The organism is Hydrogenophaga pseudoflava (assembly GCF_004353865.1).
Lineage (GTDB): Bacteria > Pseudomonadota > Gammaproteobacteria > Burkholderiales > Burkholderiaceae_C > Hydrogenophaga > Hydrogenophaga pseudoflava.
Genome location: NZ_CP037867.1, coordinates 2,641,263 through 2,654,926, shown reverse-complemented (window position 1 = coordinate 2,654,926; position 13,664 = coordinate 2,641,263). Strand labels below are relative to the sequence as shown.

10 protein-coding genes are annotated in these 13,664 nt (G+C 65.5%); 4 read left to right on the top strand and 6 right to left on the bottom strand.

The features are described from left to right. Positions 1 to 12 precede the first annotated feature (12 nt). From HPF_RS12770 to HPF_RS12745, 6 genes are all read right to left on the bottom strand, one after another. On the bottom strand, positions 13 to 1,173 hold the full coding sequence (locus HPF_RS12770) for an acyl-CoA dehydrogenase family protein (RefSeq protein WP_060983938.1): 1,161 nt from the start codon (positions 1,171 to 1,173) through the stop codon (positions 13 to 15). Positions 1,174 to 1,235: 62 nt separating this feature from the next. Then, a complete protein-coding gene (locus tag HPF_RS12765; RefSeq protein WP_060983939.1) occupies positions 1,236 to 3,197 on the bottom strand; it encodes an acetyl/propionyl/methylcrotonyl-CoA carboxylase subunit alpha in 1,962 nt (653 codons plus the stop codon). An 8-nt stretch (positions 3,198 to 3,205) separates the two neighbouring features. Beyond that, positions 3,206 to 4,825 carry an acyl-CoA carboxylase subunit beta gene (locus HPF_RS12760; protein ID WP_133156818.1) on the bottom strand — a complete coding sequence of 540 codons (1,620 nt, stop codon included), beginning with the start codon at positions 4,823 to 4,825 and terminating at the stop codon, positions 3,206 to 3,208. Between the two features lie 16 nt (positions 4,826 to 4,841). Further along, positions 4,842 to 6,974, bottom strand: a complete 2,133-nt coding sequence (locus HPF_RS12755) for a 3-hydroxyacyl-CoA dehydrogenase NAD-binding domain-containing protein (protein WP_133156817.1) — start codon at positions 6,972 to 6,974, stop codon at positions 4,842 to 4,844. Between the two features lie 54 nt (positions 6,975 to 7,028). Beyond that, the gene (locus HPF_RS12750; protein WP_133156816.1) at positions 7,029 to 8,237 is read right to left on the bottom strand and encodes an acetyl-CoA C-acetyltransferase; all 1,209 of its coding nucleotides are present in this window, start codon (positions 8,235 to 8,237) and stop codon (positions 7,029 to 7,031) included. 54 nt (positions 8,238 to 8,291) lie between these two features. Beyond that, positions 8,292 to 9,428 carry an acyl-CoA dehydrogenase family protein gene (locus tag HPF_RS12745; protein WP_133156815.1) on the bottom strand — a complete coding sequence of 379 codons (1,137 nt, stop codon included), beginning with the start codon at positions 9,426 to 9,428 and terminating at the stop codon, positions 8,292 to 8,294. A gap of 145 nt (positions 9,429 to 9,573) precedes the next feature. Between HPF_RS12745 and HPF_RS12740 the strand changes: the two genes are divergently transcribed. The 4 genes from HPF_RS12740 to HPF_RS12725 all read left to right on the top strand — a co-directional run bounded on the left by HPF_RS12740 (position 9,574) and on the right by HPF_RS12725 (position 13,635). Continuing rightward, positions 9,574 to 10,200: a TetR/AcrR family transcriptional regulator gene (locus tag HPF_RS12740; RefSeq protein ID WP_060983944.1), complete on the top strand. Its 627-nt coding sequence runs from the start codon at positions 9,574 to 9,576 to the stop codon at positions 10,198 to 10,200. Between the two features lie 62 nt (positions 10,201 to 10,262). Next, the gene (locus HPF_RS12735; protein WP_243721574.1) at positions 10,263 to 11,882 is read left to right on the top strand and encodes a long-chain fatty acid--CoA ligase; all 1,620 of its coding nucleotides are present in this window, start codon (positions 10,263 to 10,265) and stop codon (positions 11,880 to 11,882) included. Positions 11,883 to 11,947: 65 nt separating this feature from the next. Beyond that, positions 11,948 to 12,697 (top strand): electron transfer flavoprotein subunit beta/FixA family protein, encoded by a 750-nt coding sequence (locus HPF_RS12730; RefSeq protein WP_060983946.1) that lies wholly within the window; start codon positions 11,948 to 11,950, stop codon positions 12,695 to 12,697. Beyond that, positions 12,697 to 13,635 carry an electron transfer flavoprotein subunit alpha/FixB family protein gene (locus HPF_RS12725; RefSeq protein ID WP_060983947.1) on the top strand — a complete coding sequence of 313 codons (939 nt, stop codon included), beginning with the start codon at positions 12,697 to 12,699 and terminating at the stop codon, positions 13,633 to 13,635. Before HPF_RS12730 ends, HPF_RS12725 begins: the two co-directional genes overlap by 1 nt. Positions 13,636 to 13,664: the final 29 nt, after the last annotated feature.

Here is a 13,664-nt window from a genome sequence, read left to right as displayed (position 1 = left end):
TGGAGACCGATTTCATGCATGGAAACCGAGCTGGCGCGAGGCCAGGTCGCGCATGACTTCTTCGGCGCCGCCGCCGATCGCGTTGACCTTGACCTCGCGGTAGATGCGCTCGACGGTGACACCGCGGATGAAGCCGGCGCCGCCGTGGATCTGCACGGCCTCGCTGGCGCAAAAAGCCATGGTCTGCGTGGCCTGGTTCTTGAGCAGACAAATTTCACCCACGGGATGCTCGCCCTGTTCGACGCGCCAGGCCAGCAGCTCGAGCATGGCCTGCGTGGCCTCGATGCGCATGGCCATGTCGGCGAGCTTGTGGCGCGTGACCTGCATGTCGATGAGCTTGCCGCCGAACATCTCGCGCTGCTTGGCCCAGGCGAGCGCCTCGTCGAGGCACACGCGCGCAAAACCGTTGCTGCCCGCAGCGAGGAAGATGCGCTCGCGGTTGAAGTTCTTCATGATGGCCTTGAAACCCTGGTTTTCCTGGCCGACCAGGTTTGTCACGGGCACGCGGCAGTTGTCGAAGTACAGCGCGGCGGTGTCCGAGCACCACCAGCCCATTTTTTTCAGCGGCGTTTGCGTGAAGCCGGGCGTGCCTTTTTCAACCAGCAGCAGCGAGACGCCGCCGGGTCCGGGGCCGCCGGTGCGCACGGCCACGGTGTAAAAGTCCGCGCGTATGCCCGAGGTGATGAAGGTCTTGGAGCCGTTGACGACGTAGTGCTCGCCCTCGCGCCGCGCCGTGGTTTTGAGATTGGCCACGTCCGAGCCGCCCGAGGGCTCGGTGATGCCCAGCGCGCTGATCTTTTCGCCGCGCAGCACGGGCGGCAGCACGCGCTGCTTGAGCGCCTCGCTGCCCACGTTGACGATGGGCGGGCAGCCTATGGTGTGCGACAGCAGGCTGGCCAGCACGCCGCCCGCGCCGCAGCGCGCGAGTTCTTGCGAGGCGATGATGGTCATGAACAGGTCGCCGTCGTTGCCGCCATAGGCCTCGGGAAAGCCCAGGCCCAGCAGGCCGACTTCGGCGGCCTTGCGATAGAGCTCGCGCGGAAAGCTGCCCACGTCGTCCCATTCATCGACGAAGGGCGTGATTTCCTTTGTAACGAAGCGGCGCATGAGGTCACGAAAAGCCGCGTGCTCGGCCGTGTAAAAAGGACTGGCTCCCTGGGCGGTGGTGGACATGGGGGGGCTCCTGTGATCTTCGCTTCGGTGGTGAGGGGTGTGCGAGCGGGGCGGGCGGCCGATCAAGCGCTTTCTTCTTGCACCAGCGACACCAGCACGGCCTTGGACGGTACCTGGTCGCCCACGCGCACGAACACCTGATCGATCATGCCGTCGCGGCGCGCGAGCAGTTGGTGTTCCATCTTCATGGCTTCGAGCACGGCCACGCGCTGGCCCTTTTCGACGCGCTCGCCGGGCTGCACGAACACGCCCAGCACCTTGCCGTTCATGGGCGCAACGATGCGCGCCTCGGCGCTGCCTTCGGCGCCGGCGGGTGGCGCGTAGGTCAGGTCTTCGAAACAGGCGCTCAGCGTCTTGAATTCCAGATGCAAGGAGCCGTTGTGGAACACCGCAAGGGCCTGCTGGCGCACGCCGTCGGCGAGCAGGCTGAGCTTCGCGCCGCTGCGTTCGAGCACCCGGATCTGGTGCACCTGCGCACCCCATTCGATGCGGTAGTCGTGCCTGTCCAGCGCGGTGACGAAGATGAGGTGGCGGTGCCCGTTTTCGCCCAGCGTCATGGGCCAGCGCGCCGGCCCCGTGGTGCGCCACGGGCGCGCGCCTGCGGGCGTGGTGGCATCGAACCAGAGCACGCCCGCAAGTGCGAGCGCGAGCGAGTCGGGCTGTGGACGCACCCACTGCGCAGCGTCGAAGTTCTGCGCGATGAAGGCCGTGGTGGCCTTGCCTGCGGCGAACACCGGATGCCCGGCCACGGCTTCGAGGAAGGAGCGGTTGTTCGCCAGCCCCAGCAACTGCGTGTTTTGCAGCGCGCCGATCAAGCGCCGGCGCGCTTCTTCGCGCGTCGCGCCGCAGGTGATGATCTTGGCGATCATCGGGTCGTAGTGCGGGCTCACGGCCTGGCCTGCGATCAGGCCATGGTCCACGCGCACGCCGGGCCCGCTGGGCGCCTGCCACACGAGCACGTCGCCGCTTTGCGGCAGAAAGTCGGCGTACGGGTCTTCGGCGTACAGGCGCACTTCGATCGCGTGGCCCGCGAGCTGCACCTGTTCCTGCGTCAGCGGCAGCGCCTCGCCGCGCGCCACGGCAATCTGCCAGGCGACGAGGTCCAGACCGGTGATGCATTCGGTCACGGGGTGCTCGACCTGCAGGCGCGTGTTCATTTCGAGGAAGTAGAACTTGCCGTCGCGGTCGAGCAGAAACTCCACCGTGCCTGCGCCCACGTAGTTCACGGCGCGGGCCGCGGCCACGGCGGCGGCGCCCATGCGCGCGCGCAGCTCGGGCGAGACGGCGGGCGAGGGCGCTTCTTCGAACACTTTCTGGTGGCGGCGCTGGATCGAGCAGTCGCGCTCGCCGAGGTGGATGATGTTGCCGTGCCGGTCGCCGAACACCTGGACTTCGACGTGGCGCGGCTCGATCACGGCGCGCTCGAGGATCAGCTCGTCGCTGCCGAAGGCGTTTTGGGCTTCGGAGCGTGCGCTGGCGAGTGCGTTGGGCAGGTCTTCGGGCTTGGCGACGAGGCGCATGCCACGACCGCCGCCGCCGGCTGCGGCCTTGACCATGATGGGAAAGCCAATTTCGCGTGCTTGCGCGATCAGCGTGGCGTCGGACTGGTCGGCGCCCTGGTAGCCGGGCACGCAGGGCACGCCCGCAGCGAGCATCAGGCGCTTGGCGCCGGCTTTGTTGCCCATGTGCAGGATGGCCTCGGGGTCTGGCCCGATGAAGACCAGCCCGGCGTCCTGGCAGGCTTGCGCGAAGGCTTCGTTTTCGGACAGAAAGCCATAGCCCGGGTGCACGGCATCGGCCCCTGTGCTGGCCGCAGCGCGCAGCAGCGCCTGGGTGTTCAGGTAGCTCTCGCGCACGGGCGGCGGGCCTATGCACACGGCCTCATCGGCCAGGGCGGCGTGCAGGGCCTGGGCGTCGGCCTCGCTATGAACGGCCACGGTGCGGTAGCCCAGGGCTTTGGCCGTGCGGATCACGCGGCAGGCGATTTCGCCACGGTTGGCGATCAGGATCTTGGTGAAACGCATGGGCTTTCTCACATCCGGCCGACACCGAAGGTGTTGGGGTTCAGTTGACGGGCTTCTGCGTCGCGGCACACGGCCAGGGTGGTGGCGAGCACGCGGCGGGTGTCGCGCGGGTCGATGATGCCGTCGTCCCAGAGACGCGCCGTGGCGAAGAAGGCGTGCGATTCCATGTCGAAGCGCTGCAGGATTTCCGCGCGCATGGCTTGCATGGCGTCGGTCGGCGGCGTCTTGCCCGTGCGGGCAAATTTTTCTTCGGTGACGATGCGCATCACCGTCGCAGCTTGCTCGCCACCCATCACGGCCACGCGCGAGTTGGGCCAGGCAAAGACAAAACGGGGGTCGTAGGCGCGGCCGCACATGCCATAGTTGCCGGCGCCGAAAGAGGCGCCGATCATCAGCGTGATGCGCGGCACGGTGGCGTTGGTGACGGCCTGGATCATCTTCGCGCCGTGCTTGATGATGCCGACCTGCTCCACGTCCTTGCCCACGAGAAAGCCCGTGGTGTTCTGCAAAAAGACGAGCGGCGTGCCCGACTGGCTGCACAGCTGGATGAATTGCGCGGCCTTGGTCGCGCCCTGCGGATCGATCGGACCGTTGTTGCCCAGAAAGCCGCAGGGCTGCCCTTCGATGGCGCCCATGCCGCACACCGTGGCGCTGCCGTACAGGGCCTTGAACTCGAGGAAGTCGGAGTCGTCGATGATGCGTGCGAGCACCTCGCGCATGTCGTAGGGGTGGCGAAAATCGACGGGCACGGTGCCCACGATCTCGTCGATGGCATAGCGCGGCTCCTTCCAGGTCCTGGAGGGGCGCAGCGGCAGCTTGTCGTTCCAGGGCAGACGCGCCACGATGTCGCGCGCAATGCGGATGCCGTCGGCGTCGTCTTCGGCCAGGTATTCGGCCACGCCCGAGGTGGTGCAGTGCATTTCGGCACCGCCCAGTTCCTCGTCGGTGGCGATTTCGCCCGTCGCGGCCTTGAGCAGCGGCGGGCCTGCGAGAAACGCCTTGGCACGTCCGCGCACCATGATCACGTAGTCGGACATGCCGGGCAGATAGGCGCCGCCGGCCGTCGAATGCCCGTGCATCACGCAGATCTGCGGAATGCCAGCGGCCGAGAGCCGCGCCTGGTTGGCAAAGCCGCGCCCGCCTTCAATGAAGACCTCGCCCACGTGCATGAGGTTCGCGCCGCCCGACTCGACGAGGCGGACCACGGGTAGCTTGTTTTCCATCGCGATGGCTTCGGCACGCAGGCTCTTGCGCATGCCCATGGGCGTGATGGTGCCGCCCTTGATCGCACTGTCGGACGCGATCACCACGCAGCGCACGCCCGACACTCTGCCGACGCCGGTGATGATGCCGCCGCCGAGCACGTTTTTGTCACCATCGTCGTCGTGCATGCGCAGGCCCGCGAGCGTGGAAAACTCCAGCCATTCGGAGCCGCGGTCGAGCAGCAGCGCGATGCGCTCACGCGGCAGCAATTGCTTGCGCGCGCGGAACTTGGACTCCTGGCTGTTGGAGGTGTTGCGCACGCGGTCTTCGCAGTCACGAAAGTGGTGGATCAGCGCGAGCATCTGCTCGCGCTCGCGCTGGAAACTCTCTGATTGCGGATCGATTTGGCTTTGGATGGCGGGCATGGGGGCTATCCCTCGCTCAACGGGGGTAGAAGGCGGCGTCGCGCTGGGCCATGTCGCGCAGCAACTGGGGCGGGGCGAAACGCGGGCCGACACGCTGCGCCAGGGCTTCGCAGGTCTGGACGAATTCGGCCACGCCCACGGAGTCGATCTGGCCGATCGGGCCACCGAGGCAGGGCGGGAAGCCCCAGCCCAAAATGGCGCCCACGTCGGCATCGACGGGAGCGAGCAGCACCTTTTCTTCGAGGCAGCGCGCGGTTTCGACGGACTGGATGAACATCAGGCGTTGCTTGACGTCGTCCACGCTGGGCTGCGTTGCTGCCAGCGCAAACTCCTGCGCGAGGCTGCTCCAGAGGTGTTTGGGCGCGCCTTGCGGATAGTCGTAAAAGCCCTTGCCGATTTTCTTGCCCAGGCGCCCGAGCTTGTCCACCATGCGGTCGCAGACATCGTCGATGGCGCTGCGCTGGTAGGCTGCGCCGAGATCGGCGGCGGTCTGTTTACGGATGCGCGCCATGAGTTCGAGCGATACCTCGTCGGCCAGCGCGAGCGGCCCAACGGGCATGCCGCACATGCGGCCGGCGTTTTCGATCAGCGCCGGCGCCACACCTTCGGCAAGCAGCGCCAGGCCTTCGCCGACGTAGGTAGAAAACACGCGGCTGGTGTAAAAACCGCGGCTGTCGTTGACGACGATGGGCGTCTTGCGGATGGCCTTGACGAAGTCCATGGCACGCGCGAGGCACTCGTCGCTCGTCGCCTTGCCGCGGATGATCTCGACCAGCGGCATTTTGTCCACGGGCGAGAAGAAGTGCAGGCCGATGAAGTTCGCCGGGCGCGCCGAGGCTTCGGCCAGGCCGGTGATGGGCAAGGTGCTGGTGTTGGATGCAAAGACGGCGCCGGGCGCAAGCTGGGCTTCGGCTTTGCGCGTGACATTTGCCTTGATGGCGCGGTCTTCGAACACGGCTTCGATCACGATGTCGCAACCGTCAAGCGCCGCAAAATCGGTCGTGGGCTGGATCAGCGCGAGCTTGGCGTCGCGCTCGGCCTCGCCCATGCGCTTGGCGGCCACGCGTTTGCCCCACAGCGCTTCACTGTAGCCTTTACCTTTGTTCGCGGCCTCGAGGCTGGAGTCGAGCAGCACCACCTGCATGCCGACTTCGGCGCACGCATAGGCAATGCCCGCGCCCATCATGCCCGCGCCCAGGACGCCGACCTTGCGGTAGCTGGCTTTGGGCACATCCTTGGGACGCGAGGCGAGCTTGTTCGCGTCGCCGATGCCGAAGAACAGCGAGCGGATCATGTTCTTCGAGACCTTGCCGGTCGCGAGCTTGACGAATTCCCGCCCTTCGACCTTGCAGCCTGTGTCGATGTCCACCTGACAGCCGTTGTAGACGGCGCTCAGAATGGCCTCTGGCGCAGGGTAGTTGCCAAAGGTCTTGGCGCGCAGCATGGCGTTGCCGGCCGTGAAGGTTTCGTAGCCGGCGGGGCTTTGCACCGCGCCGCCGGGCAGCTTGAAACCTTTCTGATCCCACGGCTTGACGACATGCTTGACGCCCTCGGCCAGCAGCCATTGCCTGGCGCGCGCGAGCAACTGGTCGGCCGGCACGACCTCATCGACCAGGCCGACTTCGAGGGCTTTCTCGGGAGGCAACTTTTTGCCTTCGAGCAGCAAGGGCAGGGCGCCGCGCAGCCCGATCAGGCGCGGCAGGCGCTGCGTGCCGCCGCCCCCCGGCAGCAGGCCGATGGCCACTTCGGGCAGGCCGATCTGGGCCTTGGGGTTGTCGGCCGCGATGCGGCGGTGGCAGGCCAGCGCGACCTCATAGCCGCCGCCCAGCGTGGTGCCGTTGAGCGCGGCGACGAAGGGCTTGCCGCTTTTTTCGATGCCGCGCAGCAAAGTGTGCAGGCGCGCGACGAAGTCCATCAGGCCTTGCACCTCGGTGATCGCGAGCATCATGTTCAGGTCGGCGCCTGCGATGAAATCGGGCTTGGCCGAGGCGATGATCACGCCCTTGACGGCGGCGTCTGCCACGGCCTTGCGCACGGCCTCGCTGAACGCGGGGATGGATTGCTCGTTGAGGACGTTCATCGGCACGTCCTGCATGGCCCAGGTGATGGTGGCGATGCCTTCGGCATCCACCTTGTAGTCGATCGTCATGGTGAGAGTCCTGGTAAATGGGGTGAAACCTGCGCGTTCCCGGGGGCAGCCGGGTCAGACGCGCTCGATGATGGTGGCCGTGCCCATGCCGGCGCCCACGCACAGCGTGGCCAGGCCAGTGGCCAGGTTGCGGCGCTCGAGTTCGTCGAGCAGGGTGCCCAGAATCATGGCGCCGGTGGCGCCGAGCGGGTGCCCCATCGCGATGGCCCCGCCGTTGACGTTCATCCTGTCGTGTGGGACGTTCATCACCTCCATGAAGCGCAGCACGACCGAGGCGAAGGCTTCGTTCAACTCGTAGAGATCGATGTCTGCCGCCTTCATCCCCGCCAGCTTGAGCGCCTTTTCCGCCGAGTAGGAGGGGCCGGTCAGCATGATGGTGGGCTCGCTGCCGATCGATGCGAACGAGCGGATGCGGGCACGGGCTTTCAGGCCGAGCCGTTTGCCGACCTCGGCGTTGCCGATCAGCACCGCGGACGCGCCGTCCACAATGCCCGACGAGTTGCCGGCGTGGTGCACGTGCGTCATGCACTCGAGTTCCGGATAGCGCTGGAGGGCGACCGCGTCGAAGCCGTATTTCTCGCCCTGCACCTTGAACGCAGGCTCCAGCTGGGCCAGCGACTCCAGGGTGGTGTCGGCGCGCATGTGTTCATCGCGCTCGAGCACGACGCAGCCGTTCACGTCTTTCACGGGCACGATCGAGCGGGCGAAGCGTGCCTCGGCCCAGGCTTGCGCGGCGCGACGCTGGCTCTCGACGGCGTAGCTGTCCACGTCCTTGCGGCTGTGACCGTACAGGGTGGCAATCAGGTCGGCCGAAATGCCCTGCGGCACGAAATAGGTCGGAATCGCCACCGCCGGATCGGCCGCCCAGGCGCCGCCGCTGGTGCCCATCGGCACGCGGCTCATGCTCTCCACGCCGCCGCCGATGACCAGGGGCGACTGGCCCGACATCACCTTGGCGGCTGCCATGTTGCAGGCTTCGAGCCCGGAGGCGCAGAAGCGGTTGATCTGCACGCCGGGAGCGGACTCGTGATAAGCGGCGGCGATGGCCGCCACGCGGGCGATGTTGGCGCCTTGCTCACCGGCGGGCTCGACACAGCCGAGGATGATGTCGTCCACGAAGGCGGTGTCCAGGGCGTTGCGCTCGCGCAGCGCCTGCAACGCCGTGATGGCCAGGCTGATGGGCGTGGTGCCGTGCAGAGCGCCTGAGCTGCGGCCCTTGCCGCGCGGCGTGCGCACGGCGTCGTAAATGAATGCATCGGTCATGGTGGGTTTCCTTTTTTGAATCGGTGGAGGCGAAAAAACGGCGGACCGCGCGTTCTACAGCGTGCGGCCGATGATTTCCTTCATGATCTCGTTGGTGCCGCCGTAGATGCGCGCGACGCGTGCATCCGCATAGGCGCGGGCAATCGGGTACTCCCACATGTAGCCGAAGCCGCCGAACATCTGCAGGCATTGGTCAAGCACTTTGCAGTGCAGGTCGGTGGTCCAGTACTTGGCCATCGCGGCGGTGGCAGCATCAAGCTGGCCGTCCATCAGCAGGCCGAGCAGGCGGTCGACAAAGACCTGTGCGACCTGGATCTCGGTCTTCATCTCGGCAAGTTTGAAGCGGTTGTGCTGGAAGTCGATCACGCGCTGGCCGAAGGCCTTGCGATCCTTGGTGTAGGCCAGCGTCCATTCGAGCGCCGCCGCGGCGCCTGCCACCGCGACGATGGCGATCTGCATGCGCTCCCAGGCGAGCTCCTGCATCAGCAGGAAGAAGCCCTTGCCCTCGCCGCCGAGAATGTTGCCCGCTGGCACCCGTACGTTGTCGAAGAACAGCTCGGAGGTGTCCTGCGCCTTCATGCCGATCTTTTCGAGGTTGCGCCCGCGCGTGAAACCGGGGCGCCCAGTCTCGACCAGAAGCAGTGAGGTGCCCTTGGCGCCTTGCGTCGGGTCGGTCTTGGCGACCACGATCACCAGGTCGGCGTTTTGGCCATTGGTGATGAAGGTCTTCTGGCCATTGATGACCCATTCATTGCCGTCGCGGACCGCGCTGGTGCGCACGTTTTGCAGGTCGCTGCCCGCGCCCGGCTCGGTCATGGCAATGGCGCCAATGACCTCGCCGGTGGCCATGCGCGGCAGCCAGGCGAGCTTTTGCTCCTCGGTGCCGTAGGCCAGGATGTAGGGGGCGACGATGTCCGAGTGCAGTCCGAAGCCGATCCCGCTCGTGCCGGCGCGCGCGACTTCCTCGATCAGCACGGCGCTGTGCAGACGCATACCACCGCCGCCGCCGTAGGCTTCGGGGATGGCCGGACACAGCAGACCCGCAGCGCCTGCCTTGCGCCAGACCTCACGCGGCACGATGCCATCAGCTTCCCAGCCGGCGTGATGGGGAATGACTTCCTGCTCCAGGAAGCGACGGGCCTGGTCGCGGAAGAGTTCGTGTTCTTCGCCGAAGATGGTGCGTGTCAGCATGTCTGGGTCTGTCCTTTGAGGTGGTTTAAATCTGGCACGGTCGACAGCTGCGATGGCTTTGATTCATCCATGCGGAATGCGCCGGAAGTGTCGAGTCCGCGATCTGAAATCTATCAAACGCTTGTTAGATGATATAGTATATGGCATGACAAAAGTGCGTGACAACGGGCGAAAGGATGCGATTTTGGCCATTGCGGCGGGCCAGTTCCGGCGTCGCGGTTTCGAGCGCACCTCGGTGCGCGATATCGCCGAGGCGCTGGGAATGACCTCGGGCTCGCTCTTCTATCACTTCGCCACCAAAGAGGAATTGCTGGTGGCGGTGATGGAGGGCGGTGTTCGCGACATCATGCAGTCGGTGCGCGACGGGCTGGCCGGTGAGACCCGCTTGCCCGAGCGGCTGCTGTCGATGGTGCGCAGCCATCTGAAGGCTTTGCTGGGCCCGAGACTCGACGCGATGACGGTGCTGCTGTATGAATGGCGCAGCCTGTCGCCCGCCGCCCAGTCCCGGGTGCTGGCATTGCGCGATGCCTACGAGGCCTTGTGGATGGAGCCGATCAATGAGGCTGTGGTGTTGGGCCTGGTCGAATCCGATGCCGTGCTGGTGCGGCAGACGGTGCTCGGTGCCCTCAACTGGACGGCGCAGTGGTACCGGCCCGAGGGGCGTCTGGATGTCGATGCGCTGGCGCAGAGCATGTACGCGATGCTGTTTCCTCGCGTGGCGGCCGCATCGGGCGCGAAGTCAACCTCTACCCTATCGGGTAGGGGGAACTGACTTTTGAGTTTTTAGTTGAGTTTTTAGTTGGGTCTGCAATGACAATTTTTTGGAGTTGAACCATGCGTATGCAATCGACCATGATGCCAGTGCCGCTGTCGCTCAATCATTTCCTGGAGCGGGCCAGGCTGTACCACCCGAAGGTGGAAATCGTTTCGCGGATGCCTGACAAGTCACTGCATCGCCATACCTACGCCGACTTCCACCGCCGGGCCAAGGGTCTGGCCGAGGCGCTGGTCACGGCCGGCATCAAGCCCGGCGATCGGGTTGCCACCCTGATGTGGAACCACTACGCCCACCTGGAATGCTACTTTGGCATACCGGCGGCAGGCGCAGTGATGCACAACCTCAACCTGCGCCTGTTTCCGCACGACATCGCGTTTATCGTCAACCACGCCAAGGACCGTTTCCTGATCGTCGACGATGTACTGCTGCCTTTGCTGGCGCAGTTTGCCAAGGATGTCAACTTCGAGCGCATTATCGTGGTTCCGCTGACCGGCAAACCAGTGGAACAGGGACACGAGGACTACGAAGCCTTTATCGGCAAGGCGACCGGCGATTTCAATTGTGTCGAGGTCGACGAAAACGCGCCCTGTGGCATGTGCTACACCTCGGGCACTACCGGGAACCCCAAGGGGGTCGTCTATTCGCACCGCTCGACCGTGCTGCATACGCTCGTGGCGGCTCTCCCGGGCGGCATCAATGTTTCTGGCACGGACACTGTGCTGCCAGTGGTGCCGATGTTCCACGCCAACGCCTGGGGCCTGCCGTTCATGTCCACCTTTGTCGGCGCCAAGCAGGTGTTTCCCGGACCGCATCTCGATTCGGAATCGCTGCTCGACTTGTACCAGCGTGAGCGCGTCACTGTGACCGGCGGGGTGCCGACGATCTGGCTGTCGTTGCTGCAGACGCTGCGTGCCAACCCGGCCAAGTACGATTTGGTGCCCGGCATGCGCATGCTGGTCGGCGGTTCGGCGGCGCCGGAGTCGCTGTTCCGTGGTTTTGACGAGTTCAATCTCGAGGTCGCGACCGCCTGGGGTATGACCGAGACTTCCCCGCTGGGCACGGTTTCGGTGCTCAAGCCGCAGATGCGCTCGCTGTCCAAGGAAGAGCAGTATGGCTTCCGCACCAAGCAGGGCATGGCCGCGCCGCTGGTCGACATCCGCCTGATCGGCGACGAGGGTGAGGTGCCGTGGGACGGCAGTTCGGTCGGCGAAATCCAGGTCCGTGGTCCGTGGGTCACCGGCGGCTACCATGATCTGCCGCTCAACGAGAGCAGCTTCACCGCCGATGGATGGTTGCGTACCGGCGACGTGGGATGCATCGACTCGGAAGGATTCCTGCGTTTGACAGACCGCACCAAGGACCTGATCAAGTCGGGCGGCGAATGGATCAGCTCGGTCGATCTGGAAAATGCTGTGATGGGCCACCCGGCGGTGCTGGAGGCATCGGTGATCGCAGTGCCGCACCCGCGCTGGGCAGAGCGGCCGTTGGCGGTGGTGGTGTTGCGCCCAGGTATGCGTGCCACCGGTGAAGAGATTCGGGACCATCTGGCCAAGACCTTCGCCAAGTGGCAGTTGCCCGAAGGCTTTGCGTTTGTGAACGAAATCCCGCGCACCTCGACCGGCAAATTCCTCAAGACCAAGCTGCGCGAGATGTACAAGGATTGGAAGTGGGAGTGAGAGTGCTGGTGAGTGGGCTGTACCCAGGCCCGTATGTGCAAATCATTTGAACCTCTGGAGATAAAGTGAAGATATTGGTCGCTGTCAAGCGGGTGCTGGACTACAACGTCAAGGCCCGCGTCAAGTCCGACGGTTCGGGAGTCGATCTCGCGAACCAGAAGTTGTCCATGAACCCGTTCGACGAGATCGCCTGCGAAGAGGCGGTGCGCCTCAGGGAGGCCGGTGTCGCTTCGGAAGTGATCGTCGTGTCCTGCGGCCCGAGCGCTTGCCAGGAGACGCTGCGCAGCGCGATGGCCATCGGCGCCGATCGCGGCGTGCTGATTGAAACCGACGTCGGACTCGAACCACTGGCGGTGGCCAAGCTGATGAGCCATGTCGCCACGAAGGAGGGTGTGCAACTGGCCATCTTCGGCAAGCAGGCGATCGACGACGACGCGGGGCAGGCGGGGCAGATGTTCGCCGCGCTGATGGGTTGGCCGCAGGCGACCTTCGCCTCGAAGGTTCAGATCGCGGGCGAGCGGGCCGTCGTGGCGCGCGAAATCGATGGCGGACTGGAAACCCTCGAGTTGAAGCTGCCGGCGGTGATCACGACCGACCTGCGGCTCAATGAGCCGCGGTACGTCACGCTGCCCAACATCATGAAGGCGAAGAAGAAGCCGTTGGAGATGATCAAAGCGGCCGATCTCGGCATCGACATCGCGCCGCGCACCGTTGCCCTTCGCGTCAGCGAGCCGGCGGTGCGCAAAGCCGGCATCAAGGTGGCCGATACGGCCGAACTCGTCAAACGACTCAAAGAAGAAGCGAAGGTGATCTGATGACGACACTGATCATTGCGGAACACGACAACACCGCACTCAAGGCGTCAACGCTGAACACGATCGCCGCCGCCAAACGGCTGGGCGGCGACATGCACGTGCTGGTGGCCGGTGGTAACTGCGCTGCCGTGGCCCAGGCCGCTGCGGCGGTCGCGGGCGTGGCCCGGGTGCTGCACGCCGATGCAGCCCACTATGAAGCCCACCTGGCCGAGAATCTGGCCGAGCTGGTGCGGTCACGGGTGCGCTCCGATGCAGCCTACACCCATGTGCTGGCACCGGCCACCGCCTTTGGCAAGAACGTGCTGCCGCGCGTGGCCGCACTGCTGGACGCCTCTCAGGTGTCGGACGTGATCGCCATCGAGTCCGCGGACACCTTCGTTCGCCCGTTTTATGCCGGCAATGCACTGGCGCGCGTGCAATCGAAGGATGCCATCAAGGTGCTGAGCATTCGCACCACCGCCTTCGACCCGGTGGGCGCGGGCGGCACGGCAGTGATCGAGACGCTGGCCGCCGCGGCTGATCTGGGCTTGAGCCGACTCGTCGGGCGTGAGGTGGTGAAGCTCGAGCGTCCGGAGCTCAGCGCTGCTTCGATCATTGTGTCGGGCGGACGCGGACTGGGTGCCGCCGAGAAGTTTCATGCCGTGCTGGAGCCGCTGGCCGACAAGCTTGGCGCCGCGCTCGGCGCCTCGCGCGCCGCCGTCGATGCCGGTTACGCCCCCAATGACTACCAGGTCGGACAGACCGGCAAGATCGTCGCGCCACAGCTGTATGTGGCGGTCGGCATCTCGGGTGCCATCCAGCATCTGGCCGGCATGAAGGACAGCAAGGTCATCGTCGCCATCAACAAGGATGCAGAAGCGCCGATCTTCCAGGTCGCGGATTACGGTCTGGTGGGGGACCTGTTCGCCGCGGTGCCGGAACTGGTGGCTGCGCTGTAGCGATCCTGGAACACTGCCTGCTAGGGCGA

Excerpts from the sequence above, each read along its gene's own strand:
- HPF_RS12770 (WP_060983938.1), bottom strand. The coding sequence starts at position 1,173 with ATGTCCACCACCGCCCAGGGAGCCAGTCCTTTTTACACGGCCGAGCAC.
- HPF_RS12765 (WP_060983939.1), bottom strand. The coding sequence starts at position 3,197 with ATGCGTTTCACCAAGATCCTGATCGCCAACCGTGGCGAAATCGCCTGC.
- HPF_RS12760 (WP_133156818.1), bottom strand. The coding sequence starts at position 4,825 with ATGCCCGCCATCCAAAGCCAAATCGATCCGCAATCAGAGAGTTTCCAG.
- HPF_RS12755 (WP_133156817.1), bottom strand. The coding sequence starts at position 6,974 with ATGACGATCGACTACAAGGTGGATGCCGAAGGCATCGCCACCATCACC.
- HPF_RS12750 (WP_133156816.1), bottom strand. The coding sequence starts at position 8,237 with ATGACCGATGCATTCATTTACGACGCCGTGCGCACGCCGCGCGGCAAG.
- HPF_RS12745 (WP_133156815.1), bottom strand. The coding sequence starts at position 9,428 with ATGCTGACACGCACCATCTTCGGCGAAGAACACGAACTCTTCCGCGAC.
- HPF_RS12740 (WP_060983944.1), top strand. The coding sequence starts at position 9,574 with ATGACAAAAGTGCGTGACAACGGGCGAAAGGATGCGATTTTGGCCATT.
- HPF_RS12735 (WP_243721574.1), top strand. The coding sequence starts at position 10,263 with ATGCGTATGCAATCGACCATGATGCCAGTGCCGCTGTCGCTCAATCAT.
- HPF_RS12725 (WP_060983947.1), top strand. The coding sequence starts at position 12,697 with ATGACGACACTGATCATTGCGGAACACGACAACACCGCACTCAAGGCG.